We start from the raw sequence: 17,736 nt of genomic DNA, 5'->3' as shown, positions 1-17,736 counted from the left end.
CGCTCCCCCGGGGCGGGGTCCGGAGACCGGCGCTGAGGTGCTCACCGGGACCGGCCGAGGGCCAGGCCGACCAGCGTGACCACGCAGGTCCCGCCCAGGTAGCAGGCCGGGGCCAGCCAGCTGCCGAAGTGCGCGAACAGCGAGGTGAACAGCAGCGGCGCCAGCGCCCCGCCGATGATCCCCGCCAGGGTGTATGCCAGCGAGCAACCGGTGTAGCGCAGTGCCGGGCTGAACTGCTCGGCGACGAACGCCGCCTGCGGGCCGTACATCAGCGAATGCCACACCAGGCCGATCACGATGCCGACCACCAGCAGCGCCGCCGAACCCCCGCCGACGAGCGGGAAGAACACGAACGGCCAGGCGCCGGCGCCGATCGCGCCCACGGCGTAGACGGCCCGCCTGCCCAGCCGGTCCGACAGCGCTCCGGCGGCGGGGATCAGCCCCACCTGCAACGCCGAACCCAGCATCACCCCGGCCACCGCCCAGCTCTTGGGCATCCCGAGCTCCTGGGTGGCGTAGGTCAGCACGAAGACGGTGAACAGCGCGTAGAGCACGTCCGGGCCCACCCGGGACAGGATCGCGGCCACCAGGGCCCGGGGTTCGCGGGTGAAGACCTCCCGCAGCGGTGCGCCCGCCTGCTCGCCCTTGGCCTGGAGCTCGCGGAAGACCGGGGTCTCCTCCAGTCGCACCCGGATCCACAGGCCGAACACCACCAGCACGGCGGACAGCAGGAACGCCACCCGCCAGCCCCAGGAGAGGAACTGCTGCTCGGGAAGCACCGCGGCCAGTCCCGCGAGCACGCCGTTGGCCAGCAGGTTGCCCGCGGGCGGGCCGACCTGGGCGGCCGAGGCCCAGAAGCCGCGCCGCCGCCGGCTGCCGAACTCGCTGGACAGCAGGACCGCGCCGCCCCACTCGCCGCCGATGCCCACACCCTGCGCGAACCGCAGCAGCACCAGCAGCACCGCGCCGAGCGCGCCGACCTGCGAGTGCGTCGGCAGCAGCCCGATCAGCGCGGTCGAGATGCCGGTGAGCAGCAGGGTCGTGACGAGCACCTGCTTGCGGCCCAGCACGTCGCCGAGCCGGCCGAACACGAACCCGCCCAGCGGGCGCGAGACGTAGCCGACCGCGTAGGTCGAGAAGGCCAGCAGCGTCCCGGACAGCGGGTCGTGGCTGGGGAAGAAGAGGTGGCCGAACACCAGCGCGGACGCCGCCGAGTAGGCGGCGAAGTCGTACCACTCCAGCGACGTGCCGCTCAGGCTCGCGGCGAACGCCTTCACCAGGTCCCGGCGGGCGGGCCGCGGTGGGGCGGTCGTTGATCTGGTCATCGGGCGGTCCTTACGTCGGGTCGTTCTCGCGGTGTGGCGTCGGGGACGTCGGTGCCACCCGCCCGGCCGGTTGTGATACTAAATGTATACAACAAGTATGCGATTTGGGGAGGCCCGATGTTCCCGCTCCGTTTCGACGTCCGCGGCACGCCTGTCGAGGTCCGGGTGGAGACGCTGCTCAACGCCGGATACGCGGGCCGCAGCCAGGACGACGTGGCCGCGCACGTGGCCGAACTCGCCGAGCTCGGGGTGCCCGCGCCGACCCGCACCCCCTGCCTGTACCCGGTCGCGCCCTACCTGGCGATGCAGACCGACGAGGTCCCGGCCCAGCACGGGCGCACCTCGGGCGAGGCGGAGTGGGCGCTGGTCGTCGCGGGGCCGCGGGAGGAGGACGTGCTGCTCACCGCGGCCTGCGACCACACCGACCGGGCGCTGGAGGTGCACGGCGTGGCGTGGAGCAAGCAGGCCGGTCCGGACGTGCTCGGTCGGCGGGCGTGGCGGCTGGTCGACGTGGCCGACCGCGTCGACGCGATCACCCTGACGGCCCGCGCCGGCGGGCGGGTCATCCAGCGAGGCACCCTCGGCGAGCTGCTCACCCCGGCGTACTGGCTGGACGAGCTGCGCGACCGCGGCCTGCTGCGCACCGGAACGGTGCTGCTGTCCGGGACGATCCCGATGGACGCCGAGGTGGACCAGTTCGCCGACAGCTGGCGGGTGGAGCTGGGCGACCCCGCCACCGGCGACGTCATCGACTGCGAGTACGCGGTGCGGCGCCTGCCCGAACCCGTCGCGTGACGGCCGCGTGAACGCCGGTCCGACGACGCGCGGAGATCGTCCGACTCGATACCGACCCGATATGCGATCGTGGTGCGGCCTCGGCCGCAGCCGGGGCCAACGACCGATACGGATGCGAGGAGTCGACTGTGAGCGAGGGCGAAGGCACCACGTTCATGCAGTGGCGCGAGCGCGCCCAGAGCGAGGCGCGCGAGGACCGGCCGGGAACCCGCACGCTGATTCTCGTCGCGGCGGTGGTGGTCGTCGTCGCGATCATCGTCGGGGCGCTGTTCCTGTTGCTGTCCTGAGCCGGTCAGTCGTGGTGCGGGCCGGCGCGCCAGCGCTGGCGCTTCCCGTCGTCCCGCACCACGACCCCGTGTCGCAGCAGTTCGTCGCGCAGCAGCGCGGCCTGCTTGCCCCTGTCGTGCTTGCGCAGCGCGCGTGCGCGCGCGGCCAGCAGCGCGTGCTGGCGCGGTGACAGGTCGGCGTCGTCCTCGCGCCACTCCCGGTAGCGGCCGGCGTGCGGATCGCCGTCCCGCCACGGGAACCCGTGCGCGGTGAACGCCTTGCGCAGCGAGACCGTCGGCAGGTCGGTGGCCTGGCGGGCCAGCTCGCCCCCGGATTCGTCCAGCAGCACCAGGTGACCGCCCTCGCGGAACACCGCTGCGACGTCGTCGCGCTCGATGTGCCGGGCGGCCCGGCCGCGCGCCAGCTCGACCCGCTGCCCGTCCACGGCGACGCTCAGCCGCTCCTGGGCCCGCAGCCCGGCGAAGCCGAGCCCGATGACGGCGCCGATCGCCAGCGCCACGACGGTGCCCCACGGATCGCCGAGCGAGGCGAACAGCTGGAACACGCCCTGGAACGGCGCCCACGGCAGTCCCGCGACCCACGTGGAGACCAGCCGCAGCAGCCACACCACCACGGCACCGACCAGCGGGTCCACGAACCACATCCCGCGGCGCACCATCGCGGACTCGACCACCCTGGTCGCGGTGTCGTGCGTCGGCAGGTCAGCGCCCATGCCCGCCATTATCGGCACGGTCCGGAAAGCCGGAGGGCCCGGGGCGCAACGCCCCGGGCCCGTCCCCCTGCGCTGGAGTGGCCTACGCGCCCGCTTCGCGGAGGAGGATGTCCACCGCCTTGTCGTTGCGGGCCGTCTCCCGGTCGATCACGTTGCCGGGCGGGTAGAAGCCGTCCAGGCCGCCGGAGTCCTTCGGGTACATCTCGAAGGTGTAGGCGAGGATCTTGTGCTGCGCCCACTCCCAGTCGAGGATGTCGCCGTCGGTGACGTACAGCGCACTGGACTGCTCCGGGGTGTAGCCGTTGGTCCCGGCCATCTCCTTGCCGACCCGCTCGAACCGGTCGTGCTCGGCCTGGCTCATGCCGTCGGTGACCGGGTCCTGGGTCCACCCGAACGGCCACAGCACCAGCTCGGAGTAGGTGTGGAAGTCGATGTTCGCCTTGATCTGCTGCTTGCCGCCGACCACGCGGGAGTTGATGAAGTCGCGCAGCGCGGAGGTCTCCGGCGCCGAGAACGCGCCCGGACCGCGGTAGTCCTCGGCGTTCGGGTCGTTGCTGGCGCCGCCGCAGCAGCCCCACTTGTAGCCCCAGTTGCGGTTGAGGTCGGTGCCGGTGTCCTGGCGGTTCTTCCGCCAACCCCGGTACTGGCCGGTCTCGATGTCGTAGCTGGAGCCGTCCGGGTTGACCGACGGGATGATCCAGATCTCCCGGTGGTCGACCGCGTCCTTCACCGTCGGGTCGTTCGGGTAGCCGTCGGTGAAGCGCTTGGCGATGTGCAGGCACATCTCGGTGGTGAGGTGCTCGCGGGCGTGCTGGTTGCAGTCGAACAGCACCTCGGGCTCGTTCTCGTCCTGCTGCACGTTCCTGCTGATCTTGAGCACCGGGATGTCCCGGCCCTCGAAGGACTTGCCGATGCTGGACTTCGCCGCGATGTCCGGGTGGTTCTTGACGATCCCGTCCAGCTCGGCGTTCATCTCGTCGTAGTTGTGGTACTGCGCGTCGCCGGGCGGGAAGTCCCGGGCCGAGCCCTTGGTCGCGCCGTTGCGCTTGGCCAGCGCCTCGGCCACCGTGGTCCGCTCGTCCAGCCGCAGGCCCTTCGCGCGCAGCTGCTCGGCCTGCGCCCGGGTGGCCTGCACGGTGGCGGTGTCGCCGGAGACCGCGAGGACCTCTGCCCCGGTGCGGTGGATCTCGGTGCGACTGCCGCTGTCGGTGTGCGGGACGGTGTAGATGGCCTCTTCGTCGGACGCCGCGCCCGGTGGGGCCTGCTGCGCCGCCGACACGCCCGCGGGTGCCAGCAGGGCCAGGCACGCGGCGGCCGCGACCGTCACTGCCTTGCGCCGTGACTTCAACATCGCGTCTCCGATCGATCACGGGTGGTGACGTGGAGAGGTTGGAACAGGCGCTCGATGTTGGCAAGCCACTGTCAAAGAATGGTCGGCGTCAACATTTTCCCAGCGGCCGAGCGGCCCCGACCGGACGCGTCACACCGCCGTCCGAGCGCGGCGACTACCCTGGTAGGCGTAATCACCGGCTTCGGGAAGGACGCCCATGCTCACCCGTACCGACCTGCGCGGTCGCGTTCCGTCCACCGTCGAGCTGCGCGCGACGCTGCCGCGCGCCGAGATGGACGTGGAACACGTGCTGCATCGGGTCCGTCCGGTGATCGACGCGGTGCGCGACCGCGGGGTGGACGCGGTCCTGGAGTTCACCGAGAAGTTCGATTCGGTCCGCCCCGAACGGGTGAGGGTCGGCGCGGAAGCGATGCAGCGCGCGCTCGACGAACTGGACCCGGCGGTGCGCGATGCCCTGGAGGAGTCGATCGCCCGCGCCCGGAAGGTGCACGCCGACCAGCGGCGCACCGACGTCACCACGCAGGTCGTGCCCGGCGGCACCGTCACCGAGCGCTGGGTCCCGGTCGCCCGGGTCGGCCTGTACGCGCCGGGCGGACTGGCGGTCTACCCGTCGAGCGTGGTGATGAACGTCGTCCCGGCCCAGGCCGCCGGGGTGGAGTCGCTGGTGGTGTGCAGCCCGCCGCAGGCCGAGTTCGGGGGCCTGCCGCACCCGACGATCCTGGCCGCCGCGCGGCTGCTGGGCGTCGACGAGGTGTGGGCGGTCGGCGGTGCGCAGGCGGTCGCGCTGCTCGCCCACGGCGGCCGCGACACCGACGGCGCCGAACTGCTGCCCGCCGACATGGTCACCGGCCCGGGCAACGTCTACGTCACCGCCGCGAAACGGCACCTGCGCAGTCTCATCGGCATCGACTCGGAGGCCGGGCCGACCGAGATCGCGATCCTGGCCGACGGCACCGCCGACCCGGTGCACGTGGCCGCCGACCTGATCAGCCAGGCCGAGCACGACACGCTGGCCGCCAGCGTGCTGGTCACCACCTCGCCGGAGCTCGCCGACGCCGTGGACGCCGAGCTGGCGGAGCAGGTCGCGCGCACCAAGCACGTCGAGCGGATCAGCACGGCGCTGGCCGGCAGGCAGTCCGGCTGCATCCTGGTGTCCGATGTGGACGACGGGGTGCGGGTGGTGGACGCCTACGCCGCCGAGCACCTGGAGATCCAGACCGCCGACGCCGCGGCGGTCGCGGCCCGGGTGCGCAACGCGGGCGCGATCTTCGTCGGCCCGTACGCACCGGTGTCGCTGGGCGACTACTGCGCGGGGTCCAACCACGTGCTGCCGACCGGCGGCTGCGCGCGGCACTCGTCGGGGCTGAGCGTGCAGAGCTTCCTGCGCGGCATCCACGTGATCGACTACACCGAGCAGGCGCTGCGCGAGGTGTCCGGCAAGGTCGTCGCGCTCGCCGACGCCGAGGACCTGCCCGCGCACGGCCAGGCCATCACCGCCCGCTTCCAGTGACCTCCAGTTGCCGAAGGTAGAACCCATGAGTGATGTGCTCGGCGCCGACACGGCGCTGGCCGACCTGCCGCTGCGGGACGACCTGCGCGGCCGCAGCCCCTACGGGGCGCCCCAGCTGGACGTCTCGGTCCGGCTCAACACCAACGAGAACCCGTATCCCCCACCGCGCGAACTCGTCGACGACGTCACCGCAGCGGTGCGCGAGGCCGCCACCTCGCTGCACCGCTACCCGGACCGCGACGCGCGGGCGCTGCGCGCCGACCTGGCCGCCTACCTGACCCGGGCGACCGGCGTCGCGGTGTCCGAGGCGAACGTGTGGGCGGCCAACGGGTCCAACGAGGTGCTGCAGCAGATCCTCCAGGCGTTCGGCGGGCCGGGGCGCAGCGCGCTCGGCTTCGAACCGTCGTACTCGATGCACCCGATCCTGGCGGCGGGCACCCGCACCGACTGGGTGCCCGCGCCGCGCCGGGCGGACTTCAGCCTGGACGGCGCCGAGGCCGCCCGGGTGGTGGCCGAGAAGCGGCCGGACATCGTGTTCGTGACCAGCCCGAACAACCCCACCGGCCAGTCGGTGTCGCTGGACGACCTGCGCGCCGTGCTCGACGCCGCGCCCGGCGTGGTGGTGGTCGACGAGGCGTACGCCGAGTTCTCCGCGCGCACCAGCGCGATCGCGCTCATCGAGCAGTACCCGGCGAAGCTGATCGTCAGCCGCACGATGAGCAAGGCGTTCGCCTTCGCCGGGGGCCGGCTCGGCTACCTCGCGGCCGCGCCCGCGGTGATCGACGCGCTGCTGCTGGTGCGGCTGCCGTACCACCTCTCGGCGGTCACCCAGGCCGCGGCGCGCGCCGCGCTGCGGCACGCCGACGCCACGCTCGGCTCGGTGCAGGCGCTGGCCGACGAGCGGGACCGCGTGGTGGCCGCACTGCGCGAGATGGGTTTCGAGCCGGTGCCCAGCGACGCCAATTTCGTCCTGTTCGGACGGTTCGCCGACGCGCACCGCGCGTGGCAGCGGTACCTGGAGCAGGACGTGCTGATCCGCGACGTCGGCATCGCCGGGCACCTGCGGGTCACCATCGGGACACCGGCGGAGAACGACGCGTTCCTGGCCGCCAGCAAGGCAGTGCGTGAGGAGACCAGCCAGTGACAGCCTTCCAGCACGGGACCCGCCTCGGCCGGGTCGAGCGCACCACCAAGGAGTCGTCGGTGCTGGTCGAACTCGACCTCGACGGCACCGGCCAGGTCGACGTCGACACCACGGTCCCGTTCTACGACCACATGCTCACCGCCCTGGGCACCCACGCGGCCTTCGACCTGAAGGTCAAGGCCACGGGTGACGTGCACATCGACGCCCACCACACCGTCGAGGACACCGCGATCGTCCTCGGCCAGGCGCTGCGCCAGGCGCTGGGGGACAAGAAGGGCATCCGCCGCTTCGGCGACGCCTGGATCCCCATGGACGAAACGCTGGCGCACGCCGCGGTCGACGTCTCGGGCCGGTCGTACTGCGTGCTGACCGGCGAACCGGAGCAGTACAACAGCTTTACGATCGGCGGCAACTACCCGTTCGTGCTCAACCGGCACGTCTTCGAGTCGATCGCCTTCCACGCGCAGATCAACCTGCACGTCCGGGTCGTCCACGGCCGCGACCCGCACCACATCGCGGAAGCCCAGTACAAGGCGATCGCGCGGGCGCTGCGCGCGGCCTGCGAACCGGACCCCCGCTTCGCGGGCGTCGTCCCGTCCACCAAGGGCGCGCTGTAGGAATCGCCAACGCCCCGCTCGGCCGGTGTCGAGCGGGGCGGGTGTCGACGATCGCGGAAAGGGCAGTGCCGGTACTTCGTCGGCACCGTCCACAGTGGTCGCTCCTGGGGCGGCGTAGGACATCACCGCTCAGGCACGGCTGTGGCTGCGGGTGCAACAGGAGGTCGCTCGCGGAGCTGGGCGGAATCACGGTTCGCTGCAAGGGTTGGGGATCCGCGGATTCAGCGAACTCCCCGTTGCCAGGTGGGTGGTCCCGGTAGCGTCCAGGGATTCGTCGACGACGAGGAGGACGGGTGCCGGTCGCGCGCGGGAACGGGTTCGGGATCGCTTACGAGGTGGTTGGGGAAGGGCCCGCACTGGTCCTGCACTCGGGCATGTTCCAGGTCGGGGAGCACTGGAGCCGGGCCGGTTACACCTCGGCCCTGACCGCTGTCCGCACGGTGATCACCGTGGATCCGCTGGGGCTGGGCGATAGCGACGCGCCGGTGGACCCGGCCGACTACGCGCTGGCACGACGCGCCGACTCCGTCGTCGCCGTGCTCGACGATATCGGCGTCGACAGGGCGGATTACTGGGGGTACTCGCTGGGGGCGCTGACCGGCTACGCCGTCGCCGTGCACGCGCCCGAACGGCTCACCCGCCTGGTCGCCGGGGCCTTCGACCCGGTCGGCGGGTTCCGCTCCGCGATCCCGCCGATGTTGCGCGACCTGGGACTGCCGCCCGACGCCGACCCCTTCCCGCCGATGTTGCAGGGGGCCGCCGCCAATCCCGAACTGGCCGCCGTGATCGACGCCGCCGAGCCCGCCGCACTTCGCGCGAACTACCAAGCGTTCTCCCGCGAACCGGGCGTGGACGCCGAGCTGGCCGCTGCCGAGGTCCCGATGCTGATGTACGCGGGCACGGCGGATCCGTGGCACGACCCGATGCGCGCGTTCGCCGAGCGGAACGGTGCGTCGTTCTTCTCCCTTCCCGGTGCCGACCACGTGGCGGGCTGGCGTCGGAGTGCCGACGTGCTCGTTCGGGTGCTGCCGTTCCTCCAGGGCGGCTGATCGGTGGCGGTGGTCGCGGAACGTGATCGGTGCACGACTACTAGGCCGATCGGGGGATGTGCAGTGTTCACCGGTTGCTCACCGCGGGGCTTCCGGGTGGTGGAGTCGGTCGAACACGATGGCTCTTCGTGAATGAGGTTTCTCGACGTCGTGTTCTCGCCGGGGCGGCCGGGGTCGTGGGCGGTGCCGTCGCCGGTTCGCTGCTGCCGCCGTCGCTGCACCGGGCCATGGCGCAGCCGGTGCCAGCGGGCGGGCTGGACGCCATCGAGCACGTAGTCGTCCTGATGCAGGAAAATCGTTCGTTCGACCACTACTTCGGGACGTTGCGCGGGGTGCGCGGGTTCGGTGACCGGCAGCCGCTGCGGCTCCCGGACGGCGGCAGCGTGTTCGAGCAGCCGAAACCGGGCGGGGCGGTGCTGCCGTTCTCGTTGCGGCAGGCGTCCGAGCGCGAGGGCCGTCCGGTGTCCGACATCCAGTACCTCGGCAACCTCGACCACAGCTGGGGCGGGAGCGGCCGAGCCTGGGCGCGGGGCTGGAACAACGCCTGGGTGCCCGCCAAGACCGCCGCCACCATGACCTACTACGAGCGGCAGGACATCCCGCTCCAGTACGAGCTGGCCGACACCTTCACCATCTGCGACGCCTACCACTGCTCGGTGTTCGGCTCCACCAACCCGAACCGGATGTTCCTGTGGACCGGCAAGCTCGGCTACGAGCCGGGCACCACCAAGCGCGCCGTCGGCAACGACGCCTACGACTACGACCACCCCGGCTACGACTGGACCACCTACCCCGAACGCCTGGAGGCGGCCGGGGTGCCGTGGCGGATCTACCAGGAGTGGGACAACTTCACCGACAACGCCGTCGAGTACTTCAAGCCGTTCAAGGAGATCGGGCGCAAGGTGCTCGCCGCGGTCGACGGGGCGTACCGCACCACCGAGGAGCTCTACACCTCGCTGTTCGACAAGCCGCGCGACGAGCAGCAGCGGTTGCTCCGGCAGCTGGCCGACGGCCGCGCCCGGCTGTCCCCGGCCGAGCGGAGCCTGTTCGACCGCGCCATGTACCGCAGCGAGCCCGGCACGCTGTTGCAGCGGTTGCGCGACGACGTGCGCACCGGGCAGCTGCCGAAGGTCGTGTGGATCGTGCCGTCGGCGGTGGACTCCGAGCACCCGGGCAGCTCGACGCCGGTGGGCAGCGCGAACCTCGTCTACCAGGTGCTCGACGTGATCGCCGACCCGAAGATCTGGCCGAAGACCGCGCTGCTGCTCAACTTCGACGAGAACGACGGGTTCTTCGACCACGTGCCGCCGCCGGTGCCGCCGAAGCCCGACTCCGGCGAGGGCGACGACTACTACGACGGGCAGCCGATCGGCCTCGGACCCCGGGTGCCGATGACCGTGGTGTCGCCGTGGACGATCGGCGGCCACGTGGACTCGCAGGTCTACGACCACACCTCGGTGCTGCGCTTCCTGGAGCGCTGGACCGGGGTGCGGGAGCCGAACATCAGCTCCTGGCGGCGCACCGTCTGCGGCGACCTGACCTCGGTGTTCGACTTCGAGCACCCCGGCGCGCCACCCGAGCCCGCCCGGCCGGGTCCGGTGCCCGAGCCGATCCAGCGCTGGCACCCCACGCCCCCGGACGACCAGCGGCTGCCGTTGCAGGAGCAGGGCAGGCGCCCGGCGCGCGCCCTGCCGTACCAGCCGCAGGTGTCGGCCTCGGTCGACGGCGAGGTGCTGGACCTGCGGCTGGGCAACACCGGTGCCGCCGCGGCGCACTTCACGATCTACCCGTACCGCGGCGAGCTCCCCGAACCGTCCCATGTGGACGTTCGCGGGGAACGCGTGGTGCGGGTGCCGATCGGTCCGGAGTACGAGCTGGCCGTGCAGGGGCCCAACCGGTTCTGGCTCCAGATCCGGGGTTCGCGCATCGGCAAGGCGTCCGAAGTGGACGTCCAGACCCGCGCCACGCCCCGGGGTCTGGCGCTGGAGCTGCGCAACGGCGGCGGCGAGGACGTCACGGTGCGGCTGCGGTCGCTGGGGTACGCGCCGGGCGTCGACCGGCAGGTCCGGGTCGTGGCGGGCGGTGCCCAGCCGGTGGAGTGGCCGACCGACCACGGCTGGTACGACGTGGAGATCACCACCGCCCAGGACCCCGCGTTCCGCCGCCGGATCACCGGCCGGGTGGAGAACGGCGAGCCCGGGGTGACCGGCTGAGCGCCTGTTCTCGAACTCGTCGTGCGCGAGGGTGACGCGAAAGGGCGCCCCCGGCCGAGGGGCGCCCTTGGCGCGGTGCGGTCAGCTCGCCGTCGCGGCGGGTTCGCGTTCGGCCGTGGCGGACTCACCGTCCACGTAGGACCGCTCGTCGAACGGCGCCTCACCGGAGAACACGCGGTGCATCTGGTCGCGGTCCAGTTCCTTGGTCCACGCGCCCATCAGCACGGTCGCCACCGCGTTGCCCGCGAAGTTGGTCAGCGCGCGGGCCTCGGACATGAACCGGTCGATGCCCACGATCAGCCCGACGCCGTCGAGCAGTTCCGGCCGGTGCGACTGCAGGCCGCCGGCCAGCGTCGCCAGCCCGGCGCCGCTGACGCCCGCCGCGCCCTTCGAGGCGATGATCATGAACAGCAGCAGCGAGACCTGCTCGCCGAACGACAGCGGGTCGCCCATCGCCGTGGCGATGAACAGCGAGGCCATCGTCAGGTAGATCGCCGTGCCGTCCAGGTTGAACGAGTACCCGGTCGGCACCGTGATGCCCACCACCGGCTTGCTCACGCCCAGGTGCTCCATCTTGGCGATCAGCCGCGGCAGCGCGGCCTCCGACGACGACGTGGACAGGATCAGCAGGAACTCCCGGCCCAGGTAGCGCAGCAGGGAGAAGATGTTGACCCGCGCGAACGCCCACAGCATCGGCCCGAGGATCACGCACACGAACAGCAGGCACGTGACGTAGAAGCCGATCATCACCACGGCCAGGCTCTTGAGCGCGTCGACCCCGGTCGCGCCGACCACCGCGGCGATCGCGCCGAACGCACCGATCGGAACGGCCCACATCACCATCGACAGGATCTTGAACACCAGGCGCTGCGCGTGCTCGATGCCCCGCAGGATCGGCTCGCCCTTCTCGCCCAGCGCCTGCAACGCGAACCCGGCCAGCAGCGCGACCAGCAGGGTCTGCAAGACCTCGCCCTCGGTCAGGGCCGAGACCAGCGTCTTCGGGATGATGCCGAGCAGGAAGTCGGTGGTGCTCTCGGCGCCCTCGCCGGCCTGCTTGGCGCCCTCGCCCGCCAGTTCGTGGGACAGGTGCACGCCGGTGCCGGGGTGCAGCACGTTGCCCACCAGCATCCCGATGATCAGCGCGACCACGGACATCACCATGAAGTAGGCCAGCGCCAGCCCGCCGACCTTGCCGACCTTGGCCGCCTTGCGGACCCCGCCCACGCCCAGCACGATCGTGCAGAAGATGACCGGGGAGATCATCATCTTGATCAGGTTGACGAACCCGGTGCCCAGCGGCTTGAGCGCCTTGCCGACGTCCGGAGCGGCGAACCCCACGGCGATGCCGGCGAGCACCGCGACGATCACCGCGATGTAGAGGTAGTGCGTCCGATCCCGACGGCGTGGTGTCGCAGCGTCGTTGCCTGCCACGTTTGTTCTCCTATTGGGTACCGGGTATCACTCGAACGGCCGTGTCCTGAGTCACGGCGCGTGTCGAGATGAGACTATCGATCCTGCATATCACCGTCGTCACGCTTGTGTTCATTCTGTTCATGCCGTCGTCACACATTCGTCATGGCTGACCGGGACTGGTTCGGACGCGGTCGGGCGGGCTGGAGCCTCGCCCGCCGGCTGTTCGTGCTCCAGGTGGTCGTGGTGGCCGTCGTGGTCCTCGCCGGGGCCGCGCTGGCCTACTACGACGCGCAGCGGCGGACCGCCGACACCGCCCGCGACCAGGTCGTGGCGGTGGCCCGCACGCTCGCCGCGCAGCCCGGCGTCCGCGACGGCGTGCTCGCGCCGGACCCCACCGCCGCGCTGCAACCGGTCGCCGAACGCGTCCGGCACGACGCGGGCGTGGCGTTCGTGACGATCATGTCGCCGGACGGCGTCCGCTTCACGCACCCGGACCCCGCGCGGATCGGCCGGCCCTTCGTCGGCCACATCGAGCAGGCCCGGGCCGGACAGGTGTTCACCGAGACCTACACCGGGACGCTCGGTCCGTCGGTGCGCGCGGTGGTCCCGGTCTTCGACGACGCGCACCAGGTGCGCGGCCTGGTGTCGGTCGGCATCGCGATGCGGGTGCTGACCGAGCAACTGCGCGCCGAGCTCGTCGCGCTCGTGCTGGTCGCGGGCGCCGCACTGGTGCTCGGCGGGGTGCTCACGCACCTGGTCAGCGAGCGGTTGCGGCGGCACACGCACGGGCTCGGGCCCGCCGAGCTGAGCCGGATGTACGAGTACCACGACGCGATCCTGCACGCCGTCCGCGAAGGGCTCCTGCTGGTCGCGCCCACCGGCCAGGTCGCGCTGTGCAACGATGGCGCCGCTGTGCTGCTGTCGCTGGATCCCGCCGAGGCCGAGGGGACGCACGTGTCCCGGCTCGGACTGCCGGACTCGCTCGCCGACACCCTCGCCTCCGCCGCGCCGGTGCGCGACGAGGTGCACCTGACCGACGACCGCGTGCTGGTGGTCAACGTCTCGCCGATCCGCAGCGGCGAACGCGATCTCGGCACCGTGGTGACGTTGCGCGACCACACCGAACTCCAGGCGCTGAGCGGCGAACTCGACTCGATGCGCGGGTTCGCCGAGTCGCTGCGCGCCCAGGCCCACGAGTCCGCCAACCGGCTGCACACCGTGGTGTCGCTCATCGAACTGGGCCGGGGTGAGGAGGCGGTGGCCTTCGCGACCCGCGAGCTGGAACTGGCCCAGCAGCTGACCGATCGCGTCGTCGGCGCGGTCCGCGAACCCGTCCTCGCGGCGCTGCTGCTCGGCAAGACCGCCGAGGCGCGGGAGCGCGGCGTCGACGTGGTACTCGGCGCGGACACCGACATCGACGACACCGCGATCGCCCACGTCGACTCCCGGGACCTGGTGACGATCCTCGGCAACCTGATCGACAACGCGGTCGAGGCGACGCTGGAGACCCCGCACCCGCGGGTCGACGTCACCGCGCGCACCGACGCGACCGGCCTGCTGGTCCGGGTCGCCGACAACGGGCCGGGTGTCGACCCGGCCGGTGCCCGCCGGGTCTTCGAGCGCGGGTGGTCGACCAAGTCCGGCGGCCGGGGACTCGGACTCGCGCTGGTCGGCCAGGCCGTCCGCCGCTACGGCGGCACGACCGAGGTGCACCACGACGGCGGCGCGGTGTTCACCGTGCGGCTGCCCGGCCGGACGGGGGCGCCGTGATCTCGGTGCTGGTCGTGGAGGACGACCCGGTCGCGGGCGAGGCGCACGCGACCTACGTCGAACGGGTCGCCGGGTTCACCGTCGCCGGGCGAGCCCGCACCGGTCAGGCGGCGCTGCGGTTCGTCGAGCACACCCCGGTCGACCTGGTGCTGCTCGACCTGCGCCTGCCGGACATGGACGGCCTCCAGGTCGCGCGGGCGCTGCGCACCTCGGGCAGCCACACCGACGTGATCGCGGTGACCTCGGCACGCGACCTGAAGGTGGTGCGCGCCGCGGTCTCCAGCGGCGTGGTCCAGTACCTGCTGAAACCGTTCACCTTCGCCGCCATGCGGGAGAAGCTGGAGCACTACGCGCGGTTCCGCGCCAGCCTCGGCCACGACCGGGAGGCGACCGGGCAGGCCGAGATCGACCGGGCCTTCTCGACGCTGCGCGGCGTCGACCGCGGCTCGCTGCCCAAGGGCATGGGCGAGGAGACGCTCGCCGCCGTCGTCGCCGCCCTGCGCGCGCACCCCGAGGGGGCGTCGGCCGGTGCCGTCGGCGACCGCGCCGGAGTCTCCCGGGTCACCGCCCGCCGCTACCTGGAACACCTCGTCGACCAGGGCATGGCCCACCGCGCCCCGCAGTACGGCGGGGTGGGACGCCCCGAGATGACCTACCGGTGGGCGGGCGATCCCGACGCCGGGTGAGAGCCTGTCTTCGAGGTCGAACGCACGCTCGGCTCAGGACCTGTCGGCTGCGGGGCGGAGCAGGGGAGCGCCGGGGCCGAATTCGGCGAAGCGGTCGTCGGCGTTCTGCAGGGTGCAGGTGCGCAGCGACAGGCAGCCGCAGCCGATGCAACCGGTCAGGCGGTCCCGCAACCGCTGCAGTCCGTCGATGCGGGCGTCCAGCTCGTCGCGCCAGCGGCGGGACAGCCGGGTCCAGTCGGCCTTGGTCGGCTGGTGGTCCTCCGGTAGCTCGGCCAGCGCTTCGGAGATCTGCTCCAGGCTCAGGCCGACCCGCTGCGCGGCGCGGATGAACGCCAGCCGCCGCAGCACGGCGCGGTCGTAGCGGCGCTGGTTGCCGGCGGTCCGAGTGGCGGAGATCAGCCCGCGCTGCTCGTAGAACCGCAACGCGGTCTGCGCGATCCCGCTGCGGTGCGCGACTTCCCCGATGGTCAACTGCTTCGGTAGCTTCGACACGGCGCCAGCGTAGCCGAAACCTCTACTTAGATCGAAGTATTCGGCCTTGACTTCGAGCGAACTCGAAGTCTGACGCTGTCGGCATGACGATCGCACCCACCGCGGCCACCGGATTCGGTTACGCCGACCTGCGGCCGCTGATGAGCCGGATGACCGGCGACGAGAAGCACTCCGCCGCCGCCACCTCGACCCTGGACGTGCTGTGGGTCCTCTACGACCAGGTGCTGGCCGTGGACCCGCGCCGCCCCGACGACCCCGACCGCGACCGCTTCCTGCTGTCCAAGGGGCACGGACCGATGGCCTTCTACGCGGTGCTGGCCGCCAAGGGCTTCCTCGACCCGGCCGAACTGGACGGCTTCGGCGGGTTCGACTCCCGGTTGGGCCACCACCCCGACCGCGAGCTGGTGCCCGGCGCCGAGATCGGCAGCGGTTCGCTCGGCCACGGCCTGCCGCTGGCCCTGGGCACGGCACTGGGGCTGGGGATCCAGGGCCGGATTCGTCCCCGCGTGGTGGTCCTGGTCGGCGACGCCGAACTCGACGAGGGCAGCAACCACGAGGCCATCGCCGTGGCCGGGCGGCACGGGCTGGAACGGCTCACCGCCGTCGTGGTGGACAACCGGTCGTCCAGCCACGGCTGGCCGGGCGGGATCGCCGGGCGGTTCGCGCAGGAGGGCTGGGCCACCCGCACCGTCGACGGTCGCGACCACGCCGCACTGCGCGCGGCGTTCACCGAACCGCACCCGGACCGGCCGCTCGCGGTCGTCGCCGAGGTCGAACCGAAGGAGGTGGCGCAGTGACCGCGGTCACCGAAGCGCCCACGATGCGAGACACGTTCGTCAACACCGTCTCCGCGGCCCTCGACGCCGATCCGCGGATCGCCGTGGTGCTCGCCGACGTCTCCGGCGACCGGTTCGTCGACGCCGCCGCGCGGCACCCGGAGCGGGTCATCAACGTCGGCATCCGGGAGCAGGCGCTGGTCGGCGTGGCGGGCGGTCTGGCGCTGACCGGCCTGCGGCCGGTGGTGCACTCGATCACCCCGTTCGTCGTCGAGCGGCCGTTCGAGCAGCTCAAGCTCGACATCAACCACCAGGGCGCCGGGGCGCTCGTGGTGAGCACCGGGGCGTCCTACGACTACCCGGGCGCGGGCCGCACGCACATGGGACCCGGCGACGTCGCGCTGATCGACACGCTGCCCGGCTGGACCGTGCACGTTCCCGGCCACCCGGCCGAGGTCGACGCGCTGCTGCGCGCCGCCCTGGCCACCGACGACCGGGTGTACCTGCGGCTGTCCGAGCGGGTCAACGGCGAACCGCTGCTCGGCGGCCCGGGCTGGCAGCAGGTCCGCCGCGGCGGTCGGGGCGTCGTGCTGGCCGTCGGCCCGGCGCTGCGCCCGGTGCTGGCCGCGACCGCGACGCTCGACGTGACCGTGCTCTACACCGCGACGATCCGGCCCTTCGACGCGGCCGGGCTGCGCGCGGCGGTCGAGTCGGCCACCGCGGACGTCGTGCTGATCGAGCCGTACCTGCGCGGGACCTCGGCGCACGAGGTCGACGACGCGCTGCGCGACATCCCGCACCGGCTGCTGTCGCTGGGAGTGCGCCGCGAGGTGGAACTGCGCGCCTACGGCACCGCCGAGGACCACGAGGCCGCGCACGGTCTCGGCCCGGTCGGGATCGCCGCCGCCGTCCGGCGGTTCCTGGACGGGTAGCCTTTGCCCCGTGGCACGAGTCGTCATCTTGGACTACGGATCAGGCAACCTCCGCTCCGCCGAACGCGCGTTGCAGCGCGCCGGCGCCGACGTCGAGGTGACCGCCGACCATCGTGCCGCGATGGAAGCCGACGGCCTCGTCGTTCCGGGTGTCGGCGCGTTCGCCGCGTGCATGCGGGGACTGCTCGACGTGGGCGGCGACAAGATCATCGACCACCGGCTGGCAGGTGACCGCCCGGTGCTGGGCATCTGCGTGGGCATGCAGGTGCTGTTCGACGAGGGCGTCGAGCACGGCATGCAGGCCGAGGGCTGCGGCCAGTGGCCGGGCACCGTCGAACGCCTGCACGCCGACGTGCTGCCGCACATGGGCTGGAACGAGGTGCGCGCCCCCGCCGACAGCGTCCTGTTCGCCGGCATGGAGCCCGGCACCCGGTTCTACTTCGTGCACTCCTACGCGGTCCGGTCCTGGGACATGCCCGCCCCGGACCGCATCGCCCCGCCCAAGGTGACCTGGGCCGAGCACGGCGAGCCGTTCGTGGCCGCGGTCGAGAACGGCCCGCTGATGGCCACCCAGTTCCACCCGGAGAAGTCCGGCGAGGCGGGTGCCCGGCTGCTGTCGAACTGGCTGCGCACCCTCTGAACCGCGCCCGATAGGGTGGGGGC

17 protein-coding genes are annotated in these 17,736 nt (G+C 72.2%); 12 read left to right on the top strand and 5 right to left on the bottom strand.

The genetic code is table 11. The features are described 5' to 3' along the window. Positions 1-41 precede the first annotated feature (41 nt). On the bottom strand, positions 42-1,325 hold the full coding sequence (locus NV263_RS23670) for an MFS transporter (RefSeq protein WP_263248817.1): 1,284 nt from the start codon (positions 1,323-1,325) through the stop codon (positions 42-44). 117 nt (positions 1,326-1,442) lie between these two features. Between NV263_RS23670 and NV263_RS23665 the strand changes: the two genes are divergently transcribed. Both NV263_RS23665 and NV263_RS23660 read left to right on the top strand, forming a co-directional pair. Continuing rightward, the gene (locus NV263_RS23665) at positions 1,443-2,120 is read left to right on the top strand and encodes a DUF2848 domain-containing protein (protein WP_263248816.1); all 678 of its coding nucleotides are present in this window, start codon (positions 1,443-1,445) and stop codon (positions 2,118-2,120) included. 128 nt (positions 2,121-2,248) lie between these two features. Next, positions 2,249-2,407 (top strand): hypothetical protein, encoded by a 159-nt coding sequence (locus tag NV263_RS23660; protein ID WP_263248815.1) that lies wholly within the window; start codon positions 2,249-2,251, stop codon positions 2,405-2,407. A gap of 5 nt (positions 2,408-2,412) precedes the next feature. On the opposite strand, the gene NV263_RS23655 is transcribed toward NV263_RS23660, so the two are convergent. Further along, positions 2,413-3,120: a YqeB family protein gene (locus tag NV263_RS23655; RefSeq protein WP_263248814.1), complete on the bottom strand. Its 708-nt coding sequence runs from the start codon at positions 3,118-3,120 to the stop codon at positions 2,413-2,415. 82 nt (positions 3,121-3,202) lie between these two features. Next, entirely contained in the window at positions 3,203-4,471 is a 1,269-nt protein-coding gene (locus NV263_RS23650; RefSeq protein ID WP_263248813.1) for a M14 family metallopeptidase, read from the bottom strand. Between the two features lie 196 nt (positions 4,472-4,667). Between NV263_RS23650 and hisD the strand changes: the two genes are divergently transcribed. The 5 genes from hisD to NV263_RS23625 all read left to right on the top strand — a co-directional run bounded on the left by hisD (position 4,668) and on the right by NV263_RS23625 (position 11,004). After that, positions 4,668-5,981: a histidinol dehydrogenase gene (gene hisD, locus NV263_RS23645; RefSeq protein WP_263248812.1), complete on the top strand. Its 1,314-nt coding sequence runs from the start codon at positions 4,668-4,670 to the stop codon at positions 5,979-5,981. 25 nt (positions 5,982-6,006) lie between these two features. Beyond that, positions 6,007-7,125, top strand: a complete 1,119-nt coding sequence (locus NV263_RS23640; RefSeq protein WP_263248811.1) for a histidinol-phosphate transaminase — start codon at positions 6,007-6,009, stop codon at positions 7,123-7,125. Continuing rightward, positions 7,122-7,742, top strand: coding sequence for an imidazoleglycerol-phosphate dehydratase HisB (hisB, locus tag NV263_RS23635; protein ID WP_263248810.1), 621 nt, complete (start codon positions 7,122-7,124; stop codon positions 7,740-7,742). Before NV263_RS23640 ends, hisB begins: the two co-directional genes overlap by 4 nt. A 293-nt stretch (positions 7,743-8,035) precedes the next feature. Beyond that, entirely contained in the window at positions 8,036-8,791 is a 756-nt protein-coding gene (locus tag NV263_RS23630) for an alpha/beta fold hydrolase (protein ID WP_263248809.1), read from the top strand. Between the two features lie 128 nt (positions 8,792-8,919). Next, a complete protein-coding gene (locus NV263_RS23625) occupies positions 8,920-11,004 on the top strand; it encodes a phosphocholine-specific phospholipase C (RefSeq protein WP_263248808.1) in 2,085 nt (694 codons plus the stop codon). 81 nt (positions 11,005-11,085) lie between these two features. Here the strand turns inward: NV263_RS23625 and NV263_RS23620 are convergent, their stop codons facing one another. Continuing rightward, positions 11,086-12,435 (bottom strand): cation:dicarboxylate symporter family transporter, encoded by a 1,350-nt coding sequence (locus NV263_RS23620; RefSeq protein ID WP_263248807.1) that lies wholly within the window; start codon positions 12,433-12,435, stop codon positions 11,086-11,088. A 144-nt stretch (positions 12,436-12,579) separates the two neighbouring features. On the opposite strand from NV263_RS23620, the gene NV263_RS23615 reads away from it, so the two are divergent. Then, positions 12,580-14,187, top strand: coding sequence for a sensor histidine kinase (locus NV263_RS23615; protein WP_263248806.1), 1,608 nt, complete (start codon positions 12,580-12,582; stop codon positions 14,185-14,187). Then, positions 14,184-14,873 carry a response regulator gene (locus NV263_RS23610; protein WP_263248805.1) on the top strand — a complete coding sequence of 230 codons (690 nt, stop codon included), beginning with the start codon at positions 14,184-14,186 and terminating at the stop codon, positions 14,871-14,873. The genes NV263_RS23615 and NV263_RS23610 overlap by 4 nt, the downstream gene beginning before the upstream one ends. Positions 14,874-14,906: 33 nt before the next feature. Here the strand turns inward: NV263_RS23610 and soxR are convergent, their stop codons facing one another. Beyond that, complete coding sequence (soxR, locus tag NV263_RS23605; RefSeq protein ID WP_263248804.1) at positions 14,907-15,365, bottom strand: redox-sensitive transcriptional activator SoxR; 459 nt, start codon at positions 15,363-15,365, stop codon at positions 14,907-14,909. 83 nt (positions 15,366-15,448) lie between these two features. Here soxR and NV263_RS23600 point away from each other — a divergent pair, with 83 nt between their 5' ends. From NV263_RS23600 to hisH, 3 genes are read left to right on the top strand one after another with little or no spacing between them, the layout of a single operon-like run. Then, entirely contained in the window at positions 15,449-16,162 is a 714-nt protein-coding gene (locus NV263_RS23600) for a thiamine pyrophosphate-dependent enzyme (protein ID WP_263248803.1), read from the top strand. Between the two features lie 23 nt (positions 16,163-16,185). After that, on the top strand, positions 16,186-17,073 hold the full coding sequence (locus NV263_RS23595; protein ID WP_263254330.1) for a transketolase family protein: 888 nt from the start codon (positions 16,186-16,188) through the stop codon (positions 17,071-17,073). 10 nt (positions 17,074-17,083) lie between these two features. After that, positions 17,084-17,713 (top strand): imidazole glycerol phosphate synthase subunit HisH, encoded by a 630-nt coding sequence (gene hisH / locus NV263_RS23590; RefSeq protein WP_263248802.1) that lies wholly within the window; start codon positions 17,084-17,086, stop codon positions 17,711-17,713. The last annotated feature ends 23 nt before the right edge of the window (positions 17,714-17,736 follow it).

The sequence above is a fragment of the Saccharopolyspora rosea genome (assembly GCF_025643595.1).
GTDB classification, from domain to species: domain Bacteria; phylum Actinomycetota; class Actinomycetes; order Mycobacteriales; family Pseudonocardiaceae; genus Saccharopolyspora; species Saccharopolyspora rosea.
The sequence above is the reverse complement of the archived record's forward strand: the minus strand, read 5'-3'. Positions and strand labels throughout refer to the sequence as shown.

Excerpts from the sequence above, each read along its gene's own strand:
- NV263_RS23670 (WP_263248817.1), bottom strand. The coding sequence starts at position 1,325 with ATGACCAGATCAACGACCGCCCCACCGCGGCCCGCCCGCCGGGACCTG.
- NV263_RS23665 (WP_263248816.1), top strand. The coding sequence starts at position 1,443 with ATGTTCCCGCTCCGTTTCGACGTCCGCGGCACGCCTGTCGAGGTCCGG.
- NV263_RS23655 (WP_263248814.1), bottom strand. The coding sequence starts at position 3,120 with ATGGGCGCTGACCTGCCGACGCACGACACCGCGACCAGGGTGGTCGAG.
- NV263_RS23650 (WP_263248813.1), bottom strand. The coding sequence starts at position 4,471 with ATGTTGAAGTCACGGCGCAAGGCAGTGACGGTCGCGGCCGCCGCGTGC.
- hisD (WP_263248812.1), top strand. The coding sequence starts at position 4,668 with ATGCTCACCCGTACCGACCTGCGCGGTCGCGTTCCGTCCACCGTCGAG.
- NV263_RS23640 (WP_263248811.1), top strand. The coding sequence starts at position 6,007 with ATGAGTGATGTGCTCGGCGCCGACACGGCGCTGGCCGACCTGCCGCTG.
- NV263_RS23615 (WP_263248806.1), top strand. The coding sequence starts at position 12,580 with ATGGCTGACCGGGACTGGTTCGGACGCGGTCGGGCGGGCTGGAGCCTC.
- NV263_RS23600 (WP_263248803.1), top strand. The coding sequence starts at position 15,449 with ATGACGATCGCACCCACCGCGGCCACCGGATTCGGTTACGCCGACCTG.
- NV263_RS23595 (WP_263254330.1), top strand. The coding sequence starts at position 16,186 with ATGCGAGACACGTTCGTCAACACCGTCTCCGCGGCCCTCGACGCCGAT.